Here is a 17,312-nt window from a genome sequence, read left to right on the forward strand (position 1 = left end):
ATAAAAATGAGAATCAAAATAATATATTCTTTGGGTCTATTTATATTAAGCCTGGTTTTTAATTTCCGGGGTTATGCCCAATGGCAGCCGGAGCTTAGGCTCACAAACGAGCTAAGTGCAACCGGTTTATCAATAAATAATTCACGCTCTGTTGCAGGGAGCGGGGCAATATTGCATATAGTATGGCAGGATGGAAGAAATGGCTCTCCCGGAGAAATATATTATAAACGCTCAACGGATGGCGGATCAAGCTGGAGTGGTGATATCAGGTTAACTAATGATCCTGCTGCTTCAGAAGTTCCGACTGTTGCTGTAACCGGAAACGATGTGTTTGTTGTTTGGATAGATAACCGACACGGAAACCCAGCAGAAATATACTATAAACGCTCAATTGATGGCGGCTTAAGCTGGAGTGCCGATACGAGGCTGACCTTTAGCCTGGGCGGTGCTTACAATCCATCTTTATCCTTATCGGGAGGCAATGTGCATGTTGTATGGCATGACTACCGCCACAGTAATTATGAAATCTATTACAAAGGTTCTCAAAACAACGGGCTTAGTTGGGGAACAGATAAAAGGATTACCAATAATTCTGCAAGCTCGTTTTATCCATCGGTTGCCTCAACAGGTAATATCGTTTTTATTGTATGGCAGGACGGACGGTTTGGCAATGACGAAATACTTTTTAAAAGTTCTCCAGATAATGGAAATAATTGGGGTTCAGATACTTCAGCTATCAGGCTTACAAGCGCTGCGGGATTTTCCTGGGCTCCTTCTATATCAGCAGAAGACGGCAAGGTTCATGTAGCATGGCGGGATAACCGCGATGGCAATTATGAAATTTATTATAAAAAATCTAATAACAACGGTGCAGACTGGAGCGCGGATAAAAGGCTCACCAATAATTCAGCATGGTCTTCTTCACCATCAGTTTATTCATCCGGTAATAATGTACATGTAGTATGGGAAGATCAAATGTTTTCAAGCCCTGAAATACTTTACCGCCGCTCTTCTGACGAGGGTTCAAGCTGGGGAAGCGATTCGGCAATTACAAGGCTGACAAATTATCCGGCTGATAAACTTAATCCCTGTATTTTTGTATCCGGTAATGCAGCGCATGTGATATGGCGGGATAGACGTAACCTTAACTTTGATATTTACTATAAGCGCAGCCAAAATACAAACTTTTCCTCATTTTCAAAACAGAATTTAAACAAGCCGATTTATGACTACCAGAATATTTTTGATACTATTATTGTGCCTAACGTTTATCCCGCAGGATATACTGCAGAAATAAATTTGATGATTGATACTGTAATGCACTCTAACACAGGCGATCTTGAGTTTACTCTCATTCACCAGGGTATAAGCGATACTGTTATATACCAGGCTGGCGGCATTGGAGATAATTTTATAGGAACGGTACTTGATGATGATTCACAAAACCCTGTTTCCGGGGGTTCCGCTCCATTTACCGGAACATATAAACCATTTAAACCACTTTCTCAGTTTATTAATTCAAACCCCGCAGGTTTATGGATACTAAAAGTATTTGATAGGACAGCCGGTAACACAGGGTTTTTGAAAGCCTGGGGTTTATCAATTGATATATCAAATAATCCAATAGGAATAAATTCAATATCCGCTGAAGTTCCGCAAAGATTTTCACTGGGTCAAAACTATCCTAATCCATTTAACCCAACAACTAATATTGAGTTTGATATTACCGTTACCGGTATGGTAAATATGGAAATATATGATATACTTGGCAGGAAAGTAACAACTCTTGTAAACAATGAACTGAAGCCCGGCAAATATATAACAAATTGGTCAGCAGATGGTTATCCTTCCGGAATATATTTTTATCGCTTAAGTTCAGGATCATTTACATCTACAAAGAAAATGATAATAGCAAAATAATAAATAATAAAAATGAGAATCAAAATAATATATTCTTTGGGTCTATTTATATTAAGCCTGGTTTTTAATTTCCGGGGTTATGCCCAATGGCAGCCGGAGCTTAGGCTCACAAACGATACATTATATTCTGCAGCTTCTGAAAATAACGCATGGAGTATTGCTGCAAGCGGTGATACAATTCATGTAGTTTGGACCAGCGCAGTATATATAAGCACATTTTCAGAAATTTATTATAAGCGGTCAACAGATGGCGGGTTAACATGGGAAGCCAACATTCTTATTGCGAATCAAAATTCCCCGGGTCCGGCGGCTGTTTCGGTATCAGGAAAAGAAGTTCATATTATCTGGACACAAACGCCATCAAGCCAGCACTATGATATATATTACCGGCGCTCAACTGATGGCGGCGGAAGCTGGCTGCCGCCGGTGGAAATATATACAGGGGGAGAGTCATTATATCAATCTATAACCGCATCGGGCTCAATAGTTATAGTAACATGGGCAGAAGATCTTCCTTCCAATACTTCAGAAATATATGTCAGAAATTCCACCACAAGCGGAAACAGCTGGGGTTCGGCAACAAGGCTTACAAATGTAAATTCCATTAAAACTTATCCCTCAGCATCAATTTCAGGACAGGCGGTTAATATAGTTTGGCAGGATGACCGTGACGCCAATACTAACGAAAGCGAAATATACCTGAAGCGTTCAACAACTGGCGGTAACAGCTGGGGACCTGATATCCGTTTAACAAACGCTCCGGGTTATTCATGGCATCCTTCGATCGCTTCTGTTGGCTCAACGGTTCATGTAGTCTGGGAAGACCGCAGAAACGGACTGCAAAGCCATGATATCTACTATAAGCGTTCTTCCGATAATGGTGTGAACTGGGGCAATGATTTCCGAATTTCATCCACAACTGCCGCACAGAACCCTTCAGTATCAGCGGAAGGAAACAATGTACATATTATCTGGCAGGATTCACCTTTTTTTGATAATGATATACACCACAGGTATTCAGTAAATGATGGTGTAAGCTGGGGGAATACTTTAAGTTTAACATTTGATGCAGAAGACCAGGAGGGTCCATCGGTTTCTGTATCAGGCTCGGTTGTGCACACAGTCTGGACAGACTACAGGCACAGAGGAAGCAATAATAATGCGGAAATATATTACAGAAGAAATCCTTTCGGCTCAACTGTATTTTATACCTGCTCAGGAACTGTAAAATACAAAGATAACAATCAGCCGGTAAAACGCGGGTATGCAAAAGCTTTAAAATACAAATTTCAAACAGGTGAAATTGAAACAGTTGATTCTGTATCTATTTTAAGTGATGGTACTTATACGTTTACCGGTATGCCGCGTGGTGATACGCTTTATATTATGTACTACCCTCCTGCTGATACTTTAGATTTTGTGCCGGGGTATTATGTTTCTACAACTGACTGGCAGCAGGCAGCAAAAATAATACCGCTGCAGAATTTAAACAACACGAACGGTCAAGTGGACAGGATCAACAACAGCATAAATCCATATACTATCAGCGGTCAGGCTTTTCAAAACGGATCATTGGATGCAGCTCCGGCACCTCTAAAAAATGCAGTAATATATGTATTACAGGGTTCAGTGTACAAAAATTACGGTATCACAAACAGCAACGGGGAATACATTGCAGCAAACCTGCCGCCGGGTACATATACTTTAACGGCACGCCGTATAGGGTTTGCCCCTGTTACACAGAATGTAACAATTACAAACAGCAATTTGCAGAATATTAATTTTAACTTCGGCAGTCCTATAGGAATTGAGGTGATTTCATCGGATGTGCCGGGCAGATTTTCACTGGGTCAAAATTACCCGAACCCGTTTAATCCTGTTACCAACATTAAATTCAGTGTTCCCAAAACAGGTGTTGTTAAGCTTACAGTATTTGATGCTGCCGGAAGGGAAATTGCAGAGCTGTTTAACGGAGAGCTTCAGGCAGGTACATATAATTATGATTTCGATGCATCGAAATTAGCCAGCGGAATATATTTTTACAAACTGGAATCAGGAGATTTCACGCAGACGAAGAAGATGGTGTTGGTTAAATAGTTAAGTTACGGATACTTTCTTGAATATTTTTAAAAACGGAGCAGAAATGCTCCTTTTTTGTCAATATAAGCTGGCTATACCACTGATTAACAATGAATATCATATTAATTTTATGTAATTTTATGACAATAATTTTGAGGTTAGTTGATTCGATAAACTTACATACAATTGAATTTCACCTGCAAAAAATATTGTCAAACTCTTTTTTCTCTTAATATAGTTAATTCGGAAAGGTATTAAAAGTAAAATGAAGATCTTAATAGTTTTACTGGTTTTACTTGTATCCAGCTCCATGGGGCAGGTAACTCAGCAATGGGTACAAAGATATAACGGATCTTGGAATCGTTCTGATCTCGGTAAGTCTGTAACTGTTGATAAAACCGGGAATGTTTATGTTATAGGAAGTACTGCTAACGGAATTACAACTGATGTCATTACTATCAAATACAACACCTCTGGTTCAATGCTTTGGCTGCAAATATATAACGGTCCAGGTGAAGATGTAGACCACGGAGAGGCAATAAAAGTTGATGATGCAGGGAATGTTTATGTTACAGGTTCAAGCAGGGGTTTGACTTCGAGAGTAGATTACGTAACAATTAAATATGACTCGAACGGGATATTAAAATGGGTTCAAAGATTTGATGGTACAACCAGTATGCATGATTATCCAACTGATATTGCAATTGATAATTCAGGGAATGTTTATGTTACAGGGTGGAGTTCAAACGGAGCTCTTTTTGATGATTTTGCAACTGTTAAATATAATTCAGAAGGTATATTACAGTGGGTCAATAGATACAATGGGCCTGGGAGTAGCACAGATATAGCTCGCTCAATCGCAGTTGATCTAACAGGTAATATTTATGTAGCAGGTTATAGTTCCAATACCATTACGGGTGATAATTATACTGTAATAAAATATAGTTCTTCGGGTGATACTTTATGGGTCAGAAGTTATAACGGACCGGTAAATGGTGTAGATAATCTGAATTCCATGTCAATAGATATGAATAGTAATGTTTATGTTACCGGAAGAAGTGAAGGGAGTAATGGAATAGATACAACATTTGATTTAGCGACAATTAAATACAATGCAATGGGTGTGTTACAATGGGCTCAAAGATATAACGGACCGGCAAACGGAAACGAAGAAGGCTTTAGTATTGATGTTGATAATGCGGGGAATGTGTACGCGACCGGTTCAAGCAAAGGGTTTACTACTGCTTCTGATTACTTAACAATTAAATACAGCAGTTCTACAGGTGACCCTCAATGGGTTCAGAGATATTCGGGTATTATTAGCGGAAGTATTAACACAGCCAGTTCTATTACAATAGATATTTATGGCAATGTTTATATCACGGGTCATAGTGGAGATAACATGCCAAATCAATACGATTATGCGACAATTAGATACAATCCGGATGGAAATGTTCAGTGGATTCAGAGATACAACGGCCCGGCAAACGGAATAGATTGGGTTCATTCAATAGCAATTGATTCTGTTGGTAATGTTTATGTGACTGGGGAAAGTTCAGGAATAAACTCAGGAATGGATATTGCCACTATAAAATATTCTCAAACAATCGGGATACATCCAATCAGCACAGAAATTCCGGTTGAATATACTTTGCAGCAAAACTATCCTAACCCGTTTAACCCGGTTACTAACATTATTTTCAGTATTCCAAAAAAAGGTATTGTTAAGTTTACAGTATTTGATGCTGCCGGCAGAGAAACAGCTGTGCTGTTTAACGGAGAGCTTTCGGCAGGTACTTATAATTACGATTTCGATGCCTCACAATTAGCCAGCGGAATATATTTTTATAGGCTTGAAGCAGGTGAATTTACGCAGACCAAGAAAATGGTGCTTTTAAAATAATTAAAACTTTGTTTAAATTAAGATCCTCAAAGCAGTTCAAGTTTTTCCAATAACCATTCCCGGTAAAGAATACTTTCTGTTTTGAGGATTTCTTTTTTCAGTATACTTTGTTCGTCCTTTATATTACCTGTTTTGGCTTTTACGATCTTTGAGGTAAAGCTGATAAAACCGGTACACAATAATTTATACCTGGGTGAAATATATTTGCTGCCTGAAATAAAATGCCTGTATGAATCAATTGCTGAAATTAACTCCTCGGTAAAGCCCAGCTCGTAATAAAGCCTGATCTGAAGGTTCTTTAAATCAATTTTAAAGTGGAACAGGTCAAAATCAATGCTGTTCAGTTTTTCAAGAGAACCCGTATAATCCTTTTTTTCAAAAAGGAGCAGGGCTATTGCAAGATTGCCCATACTTTTTTGCGAAACCGCGGGAAGCTTTGGAGTATAATCCGTTATAAATTTTTCCAGCCACGTTGTATTTTTTACCATTACCGCTGTATGGACAATATTTCTGAATATCCTTAAAATAAACTCACCACCGGGAGTGTATGAATATAATCCCTTACTCAGCATTCTTCGGTAAGCTTCAAAAAGGATCCCTGAATATTTTGCGACCCCTTTTTCAATTTTAAGCGTACATGCGGCTTCAAAAATTGTATAAAAATTTATTTTTTCTATATAACTGAATTTATCAAGTCCGGTATCAATTACTTTTGTAAACTCTTCCAAAAATTCTTCATTGTCCGGTTCAAGCAGAGACATTGCCTGGTAATATTCAGCAGCTAAAACAGGATAAAATTCACTGTTCTTTTCTTCAAGCGTTTTTAAAAATTTACCCAATTCAAGATTACGGATCAGGCCATAAAAATCACTTCCTGCCGTACCTGTACCGAAATTTTTTTCATTAATAAACAGGCTTATCAGACTTTTGCATATAACCACAGCGGTATGATACGCAAACATATCTGTTCTTTTGAAAATAGCCTTTGAGGCAAGGTGATCGTTACCTGAATAAGAATAAAGTGAATTTTTGTGACGTTCTAAAAGATATCTTTTCCAGAAATAAAATTCGTAATCACCTCTTTGGCTGCTGTATTTTTTATCTGCGTATTCAAGCTTTTTTTGAGACCGTTTTAGCAAACCTCTTTCAGATAATTGTATTGAAAGCGATAGATCAAAATAAAAAGGATCGCTTTTGAGGCCTTTATAACTTAAGTAATCTTCCAAAAGCTTTAACAGGTACGAATTAAGCCTTCTTACAGCCTGCGGATTGAATTTTTTTCCGGGATACATTTTGGCGAATAAATTTTCGGGGGTAAATTGTTTGTTTTCAAATTTTGGATAATACTTTTTTATAAGATTAAAGTATACTGCCGTTTCCTTTCTGCCGTTAAAAAACGGTGAACCAACAAACCTGGAAAATTCCCTCATCTCTTTTAAGCTTAAAGCGGAAATTAATGAAATCAACGAAGGTTTCAGCATAAATTTTGCGATTATTAATAGTATATATTCCCTTAATTTAAGCAATATTCAGCAATTTATCAATGTTTAGTATAAATTAATTTGCGATTTTTTCGATTAACTTTCTTTGTCTATATCTAAAGGAGTTAATAACTTTGATATAATCTTTAAGATCTATAATTACGGGACAGTCTGAAATGAAAACTACATTCATCAATCCTGGTCATTACTTAATTTATATAATTATTATCAGCCCGGCAGAAGGCAGGAAAAAATACACCCGTTTTTAAAAAACGGACTGTCCCGTATTTTATATTCCTGCCGTTCCGGGCATCTTTTTTAAGGTTAAAAAATTTTTAAAATAAAATATTTCCGATATGAAAATCATTATTAACGCATTACTTGTTCACATTTTGTTAACCCCGGTTTATTCACAGGGCTGGTTTGCTCTTTCCAGTGGCACACCGTACAACTTAAGCAGTGTGTATTTTGTAAACGATCTGACGGGCTGGGCAGTGGGTGATGTTGGTACGATCAGAAAAACTACAAATGGCGGAACTAACTGGTTTGCACAAACTGGCAGCAGTGCATTAAGCTCTGTGTATTTTATAAATTCCGTTACGGGGTGGGGCTCGGGTCCGGGGGGCCTAATTATTAAAACAACCAATTCAGGTGATAACTGGGTAACGCAGACAAGCGGGGTTACATCACAGCTGCGCTCAATATTCTTTATAAATACATTAAAAGGATGGGCTGCAGGTGATGGCGGAATAATAAGATACACATCAGATGGAGGAACAAGCTGGGCACAGCAGATAAGCGGTACAACAGAAACACTTTTCAGCATCTGCTTTGTTAATGAGAATCGTGGATGGATCTCGGGAGCAAACGGGAAAATATTATACACAAACACAGGCGGCGCTAACTGGGTTTCGCAGATAACAGCCACAACGTTTCCGTTTTATTCCATAACTTTTATAAATGATCAGACCGGCTGGGCAGCGGGATACCAGGGAATACTCCGCAAAACAACCGATGCCGGAGCAAGCTGGCTTGCGCAAACAAGCAACGTTTCAAGCTGGCTGTACGGGATCCGGTTTATTAATTCACTTACGGGATTTTCCTGCGGTACAGGAGGTACAGTTATAACAACTCAGAACGGAGGTATTAACTGGTCTGCGCAAACAACCCCTGTAGGCGATAATCTTTACGGGCTGAGTTTCAGCTCTACTTTGACAGGTTATGCAGTCGGCACAACTGGCAGAATTATAAAAACTACAAACGGGGGAGTAACTTTTATTACGCCGATAACGAACGAATTACCTGAAAAATTCAGCATATCACAAAATTATCCCAACCCGTTTAACCCGGTTACAGAATTTGAAATGCAGATAGCAGAATATGATCGAGTAAATTTAGAAATATTTGATGCTGCGGGCAAAAAAGTAGAAACGGCGGTAAATGAATATTTGCAACCGGGGAGCTATAAAGTAGTGTGGAATGCTTCTGCATACAGCAGCGGTGTATATTTCAGCAGAATGACTTCAGGGAAATTTTCTAAAATGATTAAAATGATATTAATAAAATAAAAACTAAAATGAAAAAAATTAAAATTATTGCTTTTTTTCTGGTCATAAGCCTGGTATTATTTCCCCTGGAAATGTTAATGACCCAATACAGGGTTGAATGGAGCAATGAACATACTACAACAGGTAAATTAAGTATTGATAAAGCCGGTTTTATAGCTGCTGATAAACAGGGAAATATAATAGTAACGGGTGTTACTAATTCAGAAGGTAAGGGCGATGATATCACCACTATAAAATATAATAAGGATGGGAAACAGGTATGGCTTAATGTATTTGACGGATCGGGGAATTATAACGACAGGCCGGCGGGTATTGCTGTTGATAATTCGGGAAATATTTACATTACAGGGTCAAGTACAGGTTCAGGCGGCACATCAACTGATCTTATCACATTGAAATACGGTTACGATGGGAATTTGCTTTGGTCAAAAGTTTTTGCTTCAGCCGGCGGATTGCTGGATGAAGGCAGCTCGATTGCAGTTGATGCCAACGGTGATGTATATGTAACGGGTACAGCAGCACATATAGTAACTGAAAATTCAGGCCAGGACTGGATAACCATAAAATATAATACAAACGGTGAAATTATATGGCAAAAAGCTTACGATGATAATATATCAAATGACAAAGCTGAAACGCTAACTATTGATAATGAAGGTAATGTTTATGTTGCAGGCCGGTGTAACGCACCTGCATATCATATCGGGATAGCTAAATATGACCGTGAGGGTAATCTGTTGTGGATAACAAAATATGACGGCGAGCTAAATTCACATGATAAACCCGCCGAAATTCTAGTTGACGCATCCGGCAATGTTTATACAGCAGGTTACAGCTCTGAAGCAAATAAAGACCTGCTTGTTATTAAGCTAGATCACTCGGGAAACATATTATGGAAAAAGACATTTAACGGCACGGCAAACGGCTCTGATGAAGCTAATAACCTGGTTACGGATGATAAAGGTAATGTTTATTTGCTTGGAACTGTGGAGGGCAAAAAAAACAAACACTACCGAATAATTATAAAATATGACGGCTCGGGTAATGAGATCTGGAAAAATATATCCGATAAACCGCTTTCAAAGAACATTGAATCTTTGCAGCTGCTGCTTAACCCAAACGGCAGCATTGTGGTGACAGGTTCATCTGTTGTACAGGGTAATGTTTATTCAGAAATGGCAGCAGATTGTTTTTCTCCCGCTGGTGAATTATTATGGCAGCTATCTTTTTTGAAAGAGAACAATATTCCATCAGCGCTTAATGCAGCTTTAGACCCTGACGGCAATGTTATACTTTGCGGATTTATAACCGGAACGGGGAATTTAAATTACTGTACAGTAAAATTCAGCAAATAAACTTATTTATCAAAAATTTCAGGTTATATTTCATAACATAAAAGGAGCTTTTTAAAAGCTCCCTTTATTAAAAATATTTTATTTTTTGATAATAATCGCCTTAGGTATAACATTGCCTGCTTACTCTATATAAACCTTAAGGGTATATTCCGCATTTCCTCTGGTACCGCCCACAACAATCCGGTAATCTCCTTTAGAAGGCAGGCTGCCTTCCCAGCGTTTTGCATCGTCAATTTCGCCCGCGCCTTCCAGGTAATATCCTGTTTCTGTATCGACGATCTGGAACACAGCATTATCTTCAATTGACATAATAGTAACGATCATATATTGGTTCTTGTTAGCGCCAACAAGATAAGTATCCCTTTCACCCCTGATAACACCGCCTTCAACAGTTGCGGAGTTTTCACCTTTTTTAAATTTTATGCGTTTATCATTAACCTGTGAATTTATATTTGCCGCAACGGTAAAGAAAAAAAGCATAATCAGAATAATGTTCAGTTTTTTCATTTAATTTATATGTTTAAAAATTAAGTGGCGGCAGTTTTAAACTGACGCCACAAAGTTAAAACCAGATATTTTAGTAAATTTGAAAATTCCCCTAAACTCACTTCGTTCGTTGGGGATTAACAGCCTAGCCTATTAACTTTGTAATTATTAAGCTGACAGAAAGAAGTACCCCGAAAATTAAAGTAAGCTGCGCAGTCATTGCATCAAGCATAGCAATCTTTCCTGTATCTTCAATTTTAACGCCCTTGATCATGTTCATATTCTTAAGCGCGACCGGAAGCGATAAGAAAACAAGAAGTGACCATACTGAAAGAACATTAAACACAACAAGAAGCACTACGGTAATATATGCGCCAACAATCAAAAACACATACTCACCTTTGGCAAAGCCTTCGCCGAAAACATTGGCAAGTGTTTTTATATTAGCCCGGCGGTCATTAATTATATCACGCAGGTTATTTGCATGCAGAATCCCTGTAACAAGCAGGCCAAGGGGGATAGAGATCAGTGCAGCGGTAAATGAAAATACTCCGGTAAGCGCATACAGCGTACCGGTAACAATTGCGGGACCGTACAGAAGAAAAATGAAAATATCACCAAGCGCTACATATTTATATCCAATGGGTCTGCCGGTATAAAAGAAACCGCCGACTATACCCAGAATACCAAGCCATAATATCATCATCCCGCGGTCTAAAATTATTGGTAAACCAAAAAGAACAGCAAGCGCAAACAGTATCATACCAAAACGGAACATTTCCTTCGGGCTTAAAAGACCTTCAGGAAGCACCCTTGAGCCGCCAAGGGTATCTTTTGCATCAACGCCATGTTTATAGTCATCAACATCACTGATTACATTTGAGCCTGCATGAAGAAACAGGAGTGAAATTGCAATAAAAGGCATTAAATACCATGAAATGCTGCCGCCCTGCAGCAATGCAAGCATTGCGCCAAGCAAGCAGGGAATGAGTGATGCAGGAAATGAAAAAGCTCTGACAGCCTGAAAATATACTGCTCCCTTGGATGGCGTTTTTGAAGCATTCTGAGCCTCTGACATACTTAAAATTAAATCCTTTCTATATATAGAATGAAATTATTCAGATACAATTATCAGCAAAAATAATGATATTTTTCGTAAGGTTAAATTGAAATCAAAATATAAAAATATATTATTGTTTTATTGCAGTTTACATAAAACAATTGAACGGTAAAGATTGTTTAATATATGATCTTAATGTTTTGCTTTTTTCTCATCAGTCCGTTCCAGGAACTGGCGGACTATGGGGTCACTTGTTGCCCTTAGTTCTTCAGGTGTTCCGTTGAAATGAACTTTACCTTCATACATCATGGCGACCCGGTCGCCGATCTCATACACGGTAAAGATATCATGAGTAACAATAATTGAAGTAACTTCAAGCTCTTTATTAAGCGCAACAGATTCCATAAGCTCATCAATCGTTTCGCTGGTTATGGGGTCAAGTCCCGTGGTAGGTTCATCATATAATATATATTGAGGGTTTGTGGCAAGGGCTCTTGCGAGTCCAACGCGTTTACGCATTCCACCGGAAAGCTCAGAAGGCATCAGGTTCTCGGTTCCGGGCAGGTCCACCATACCGAGTTTTTCAGAAACGATACGGTTGATCTCAGCTTTTGGCGTGAGAGTATTTTCACGCAAAGCGATCCCTACATTTTCACCAACAGTCATTGAATCAAACAATGCAGCGCTCTGGAAAAGGAATCCGAATTTTTTCCTGATAGCGTATATTTCCTTTTCGTTCATTTTGGTAATATCCTCGCCGTCTATCAGTATCTGTCCTTCATCGGGTTTGAGAAGTCCCACAATATGTTTCAGCATAACAGATTTGCCGCATCCGCTTGCGCCGATAATTACATTGGTTTTGCCTTCTTCAATGTTGAGATCAACTCCGCGCAGAACTTCTTTGTTACCAAAGCTTTTTTTGAGATTTTTTATTTCTATCATACAATTAACAATTATCAATTAACAATTATCAATAAGGCATCAGGGTTGATCCGGAAAATTTATTTTATAAATTATCCTGCACAATTCATCTGCATCATTGAACAGACTATCAAAAATCTTTTTTTGCTCTTCGTTTTCAACCTGGGTATCAACAATAAGCCGGATCCAGTATTTACATTCCCGGGCTTCTTTATAAGCAATGTTAAGTTTGTGGTTAAAATCCTTCCTTGAATATCCGCCTTGTGATTCTTCAACATTTGCTCCAATGGATGTACCTGCTCTGAGAAGTTGTTTTATTAAAATATATGAATCAATCCTATTCTTTAATTTTCGAACTGCAATTATGGTGTTTACCGCAAACATATAACTTTTTTCAACAATTACATTTTGTTTCATGAAATAGATTATGATTTCTTTAATAATTACTATGATTCATTCTTATAATTGAAAACTGATAATTGTTAATTGCTCATTGCACATTGTTAATTGCTCATTGTTAATTGCTGTCTCACCATTTCCAGCGCCATTTTTGCCATAATATCTTTATTTCTTAAACGGTCTTTTGTAAAAATAAAATCCCTGGCAAAAGTATTTTTGCTGTCGCTGTAACCTATCCATACATAACCTATGGGCTTACCGGGTCTTGCCCCGGTTGGTCCTGCAATTCCCGTGACAGATATGCCGATATCTGTTTTAGAGCGCTTTCTTATTCCGGCAGCCATTTCTTCGGCAACCTTTTTGCTTACTGCGCCATATGCTTTAAGAGTTTTAGCCTTTACACCAAGCAGCCTTCGTTTGGCTTCGTTGGAATAGGCAACTATAGCATCCATAACATAGTCAGCGCTACCGCCTATATCGGTTAGCTTGGATGCAATCAGACCGCCGGTGCATGATTCAGCCACCGCTATGGTCAGATCCTTTTTTTTGAGCATTACCCCCACGGTTTTTTCAATGGGGCTTTCATCAGAAGAATAAATATACTTTCCGGCTTTTTTCCTTAAGAGCTTTTCAGCTTCGCCGATAAGCTTTATGGCTTTACTCTGATTATTGGCAATTGCAGTTATGCGCAGCCTTACTTCGTAGTTTGAAGGAAGGAAGGCGAGCTTAACTTCGTGATCTTTACCTTTACGAACAATCTTTGTTATATCACCAATTCTTTCAGCAAGAACAGATTCACCGATACCAATAGTATGCAGTGTTTTTTGTTTAATAACCCTTGTGATCTTCTTTTTATATTTTTTATTTAGGTAAGGAAACAGTCCGGTTTGGCTGATATATTTCATTTCATATGGAACGCCGGGCATAACACAGAATACCTTACCGCCTTTATCTATCAGCAGCCCCGGCGCAGTACCCGTTTTGTTTTCAAGAACCCGGGCAACATCAGGCACGAGTGCCTGGCCAATATTTGCAGCAGGCATTTTAATATTTCTGCGGGCAAAAATGCTTTTTACGTGCTTTAATACTTTTTCATTAAGCACATACCTGCTTTTAAAGAATTTTGCTACTGTTTTTACGGTTATATCGTCATGAGTCGGTCCTAAACCGCCGGTTACAACAATTACATCAGCATCTTTAACGGAACGTTTGAATTCCTTAAGAATCTCTTTTTCATTATCAGCAACGGTAACTACCCGAATGGCGGGTATACCGATAGCAAGAAGCTCTTTGCCAAGCCATGCGGCATTAGTGTTAACCACCTGCCCGATCAAAACTTCATCACCTATTGAAATTATTATTGACTTCATGGAGAATAAAGAGGATAAAAAAATTAAATATTATTAAAGGATACCGGTTTCAAAACCGTTAAATTGCTCAGCCAAGATAAACTCTCAAAAACTGGTACCATGCAAGATGAGTAAGCACGGCTGAAAATATTCCCGCATAGAGTCCTGCGGCAATATCATCCATCATAATGCCGAAGCCTGAATCCCTGTTATCAAAATACTTTGCGGGTTCAAGCTTTACAATATCGAAGAAACGGAAAGCGAAGAACCCGATAATTCCGAACACCAGCTTTGTATCGAAAGCTGTTGCGGGATCGAAGGATTTGAACGGGAAAAAAAGCTCAAACACTATTGAACCGATAAGGTAAGTAAACAGCTGGCCGGCAATTTCATCAATCACAATTTGCGGCGCATCTTCACCGTAGCGGCCCTTCATTTTTTCGGCGCAGAATATGCCGGTTATAAATATCAGCAGAAGTACGAGGCTTAAATAATAAAACTCTGACATTTTGGGAGCAAGATAGAGTCCAAACCCTATAAGCGAGCCGAATGTACCTGAAGCTACAGGAATGAACCCGATAAAAAATCCGCTCCCAAGCAAAGTAACAATGAACGGTACTTTAACTTCTTCATTAACCGGATTTTTTTCTTTAATTAATCTGAATGCCATTTATGCTTTGAAGCTGTTTATATGTTTAATTAAAAGTTTGTTTTTCTATGTTATCACCTGATTCAAAAATATAAGCGATACCGCTTACCGCGGTAAGTATGGTGATAAGAAGCAATATATAATAATTAATCTGTGAATGCAAATAGTTACTTATACTTATACTGATCGAGCTTCCCGAAGTTATTGCTGCTGCCGAAATAAGCGCAAGCACAAGGAAAATGAATGACATCTGGATAAATGTTTTTGTTTTTGAAACCATTGATGTCCTGAACTCTTTGCCCCTCAGCTCCTGGACGCTTCTTGCGACAGTTAAAACGATATCCCTGAATAGAATGACGGCTACCAAAGCAACAAACGGAACGGGTTCGGAAGATCCGAAAAAGCCCGGATCTTTTTGTTTCATCAGGTAAAAGCCTATAAAAGCCGCAGATGTAAGAATTTTATCTGCAAGCGGATCGATGAACTGGCCCCACCTGGTTTTAAATCCGTAGCGGCGCGCATACCATCCGTCATACCAGTCAGTTAAAGCTGCAACAGTATATACAAAGAACGATGCGGCGACAAGCCCCGGTGAATCTGACAGGAACAGGTACAGAAATACCGGCGCAAGCAGTATTCTTATCAGGCTTAATGTATTCGGAAAATTCATCAGTTTTGAATTCGGATCGCGGATCTTCGATTTCGGATTTAATACTTTAAAAAAATTATGATTTCAGAAATAATAATTTAATCCGCAATCAACTATCCGAAATCCTGAAATAAAAAATTAAACTCGTTCAATAATTGCTGCAATTCCCTGTCCAACACCAATACACATGGTTGCCAGACCGTACCTTAAATTTCTTTTTTCCATTTCATGCAGAAGCGTAGTGATGATCCTTGCACCGCTCATACCCAGCGGGTGGCCTAGCGCAATAGCGCCGCCGTTGACGTTCACTTTATTCATATCAAGTCCAAGCTCATCGATGCAGGCAAGTGATTGTGCTGCGAATGCTTCGTTCAGCTCTATAAGGTCGATCTGTTCAAGCTTCAGCCCGGCGCGCTCAAGCGCTTTCCTTGAAGCGGGGATGGGACCAAGCCCCATACAGTCAGGCTCAACACCTGCAACCGCGCTTGAAACTATACGCGCGCGTTTGGTTAAGCCAAGCTCATCGGCTTTTTCAGCGGATGCAAGCAGCATGGCGCAGGCGCCGTCATTTACTCCGCTGGAGTTACCTGCGGTAACTGTGCCGCCTTCTTTGGCGAATGCCGGCTTAAGCTTTGCGAGCTTATCCATTGTTGTATCAAACCTGGGGAACTCATCAACATCAAATACCTGTGTTTCTTTTTTAGAAATAATTTCAACCGGCGTAATTTCGTTCCTGAACTTACCGCCGAATATCGCATCCTTGGCTTTCTGCTGTGAGTGCATTGCGAACTCATCCTGTCTTTCGCGGGAGAGGTTATTCCTCTTTGCGACATTTTCAGCAGTTTCTCCCATTGAATATGGGTAATACATCTTTGCAAGCCTTGGATTTGTAAACCGCCAGCCTATAGTAGTATCGTAAACCGCATTTGTTCTGGTGAATGCTTCTGATGCTTTAGGCATAACAAAAGGAGCTCGTGTCATAGATTCCGTACCGCCTGCAATCATAATATCACCTTCACCAAGCATAATAGCGCGGGCTGCATCAATAACAGCCTGCATGCCTGAGCCGCAGAGCCTGTTCACAGTAACGCCGCCAACATTGATAGGAAGTCCCGCAAGCAGAACGCTCATTCTAGCAACGTTGCGGTTATCTTCGCCTGCCTGGTTGGCGCAGCCAAGAACTGCGTCTTCTATAATATCTTTGGAAATTCCTTTATCTTCCAAAGTACGTTTGACCACTTCTTTAATAACACCTGCAGCCAGGTCATCGGGTCTGATATCTTTTAAGCTGCCGCCATATTTTCCGATAGGTGTCCGCGCCGCATCAACTATAAACACTTCTTTTTTATGCATTTAGATACTTGAAATATACTTGATTTTATAAAAAATATTTCGCTAAATTACTCAATTATCACGCGTTAAACAAGGTAGAGGAATTTACGGGTAGTTCCAGAGGACTACTGCCTTAGAAATTATATTTACTGTAATTCTTA

14 protein-coding genes are annotated in these 17,312 nt (G+C 39.1%); 5 read left to right on the forward strand and 9 right to left on the reverse strand.

Annotation, left to right across the window (positions count from 1 at the left end):
• The first annotated feature begins 6 nt into the window (after positions 1-6).
• The 3 genes from J0M37_02980 (at position 7) to J0M37_02990 (ending at position 5,902) form a co-directional block, all read left to right on the forward strand.
• Entirely contained in the window at positions 7-1,920 is a 1,914-nt protein-coding gene (locus J0M37_02980) for a T9SS type A sorting domain-containing protein (GenBank protein ID MBN8584030.1), read from the forward strand.
• A 12-nt stretch (positions 1,921-1,932) separates the two neighbouring features.
• Positions 1,933-4,017: a carboxypeptidase regulatory-like domain-containing protein gene (locus tag J0M37_02985; GenBank protein ID MBN8584031.1), complete on the forward strand. Its 2,085-nt coding sequence runs from the start codon at positions 1,933-1,935 to the stop codon at positions 4,015-4,017.
• A gap of 247 nt (positions 4,018-4,264) precedes the next feature.
• A complete protein-coding gene (locus tag J0M37_02990; protein ID MBN8584032.1) occupies positions 4,265-5,902 on the forward strand; it encodes an SBBP repeat-containing protein in 1,638 nt (545 codons plus the stop codon).
• A gap of 26 nt (positions 5,903-5,928) precedes the next feature.
• On the opposite strand, the gene J0M37_02995 is transcribed toward J0M37_02990, so the two are convergent.
• Positions 5,929-7,383 carry a hypothetical protein gene (locus tag J0M37_02995; GenBank protein MBN8584033.1) on the reverse strand — a complete coding sequence of 485 codons (1,455 nt, stop codon included), beginning with the start codon at positions 7,381-7,383 and terminating at the stop codon, positions 5,929-5,931.
• 356 nt (positions 7,384-7,739) lie between these two features.
• On the opposite strand from J0M37_02995, the gene J0M37_03000 reads away from it, so the two are divergent.
• On the forward strand, positions 7,740-8,951 hold the full coding sequence (locus tag J0M37_03000) for a T9SS type A sorting domain-containing protein (GenBank protein MBN8584034.1): 1,212 nt from the start codon (positions 7,740-7,742) through the stop codon (positions 8,949-8,951).
• 8 nt (positions 8,952-8,959) lie between these two features.
• Positions 8,960-10,306, forward strand: a complete 1,347-nt coding sequence (locus tag J0M37_03005; protein MBN8584035.1) for an SBBP repeat-containing protein — start codon at positions 8,960-8,962, stop codon at positions 10,304-10,306.
• A gap of 120 nt (positions 10,307-10,426) precedes the next feature.
• Here J0M37_03005 and J0M37_03010 read toward each other — a convergent pair whose 3' ends face one another.
• The 8 genes from J0M37_03010 to J0M37_03045 form a co-directional block, all read right to left on the reverse strand.
• Positions 10,427-10,813: a hypothetical protein gene (locus tag J0M37_03010; protein MBN8584036.1), complete on the reverse strand. Its 387-nt coding sequence runs from the start codon at positions 10,811-10,813 to the stop codon at positions 10,427-10,429.
• A 124-nt stretch (positions 10,814-10,937) separates the two neighbouring features.
• On the reverse strand, positions 10,938-11,870 hold the full coding sequence (menA, locus tag J0M37_03015) for a 1,4-dihydroxy-2-naphthoate octaprenyltransferase (protein ID MBN8584037.1): 933 nt from the start codon (positions 11,868-11,870) through the stop codon (positions 10,938-10,940).
• 174 nt (positions 11,871-12,044) lie between these two features.
• Positions 12,045-12,794, reverse strand: a complete 750-nt coding sequence (locus tag J0M37_03020) for an ABC transporter ATP-binding protein (protein MBN8584038.1) — start codon at positions 12,792-12,794, stop codon at positions 12,045-12,047.
• A 39-nt stretch (positions 12,795-12,833) separates the two neighbouring features.
• A complete protein-coding gene (locus tag J0M37_03025) occupies positions 12,834-13,190 on the reverse strand; it encodes a four helix bundle protein (GenBank protein MBN8584039.1) in 357 nt (118 codons plus the stop codon).
• Between the two features lie 86 nt (positions 13,191-13,276).
• Entirely contained in the window at positions 13,277-14,542 is a 1,266-nt protein-coding gene (locus tag J0M37_03030; GenBank protein ID MBN8584040.1) for a competence/damage-inducible protein A, read from the reverse strand.
• 67 nt (positions 14,543-14,609) lie between these two features.
• Positions 14,610-15,191 (reverse strand): phosphatidylglycerophosphatase A, encoded by a 582-nt coding sequence (locus J0M37_03035; protein MBN8584041.1) that lies wholly within the window; start codon positions 15,189-15,191, stop codon positions 14,610-14,612.
• A gap of 25 nt (positions 15,192-15,216) precedes the next feature.
• Positions 15,217-15,840 (reverse strand): CDP-alcohol phosphatidyltransferase family protein, encoded by a 624-nt coding sequence (locus tag J0M37_03040; protein ID MBN8584042.1) that lies wholly within the window; start codon positions 15,838-15,840, stop codon positions 15,217-15,219.
• A 117-nt stretch (positions 15,841-15,957) separates the two neighbouring features.
• Positions 15,958-17,172, reverse strand: coding sequence for an acetyl-CoA C-acyltransferase (locus tag J0M37_03045; protein ID MBN8584043.1), 1,215 nt, complete (start codon positions 17,170-17,172; stop codon positions 15,958-15,960).
• Positions 17,173-17,312 lie beyond the last annotated feature (140 nt).

This window comes from Ignavibacteria bacterium, from assembly GCA_017303675.1.
In the GTDB taxonomy this organism is placed as follows: Bacteria; Bacteroidota; Ignavibacteria; order Tepidaquicellales; family OLB5; genus OLB5.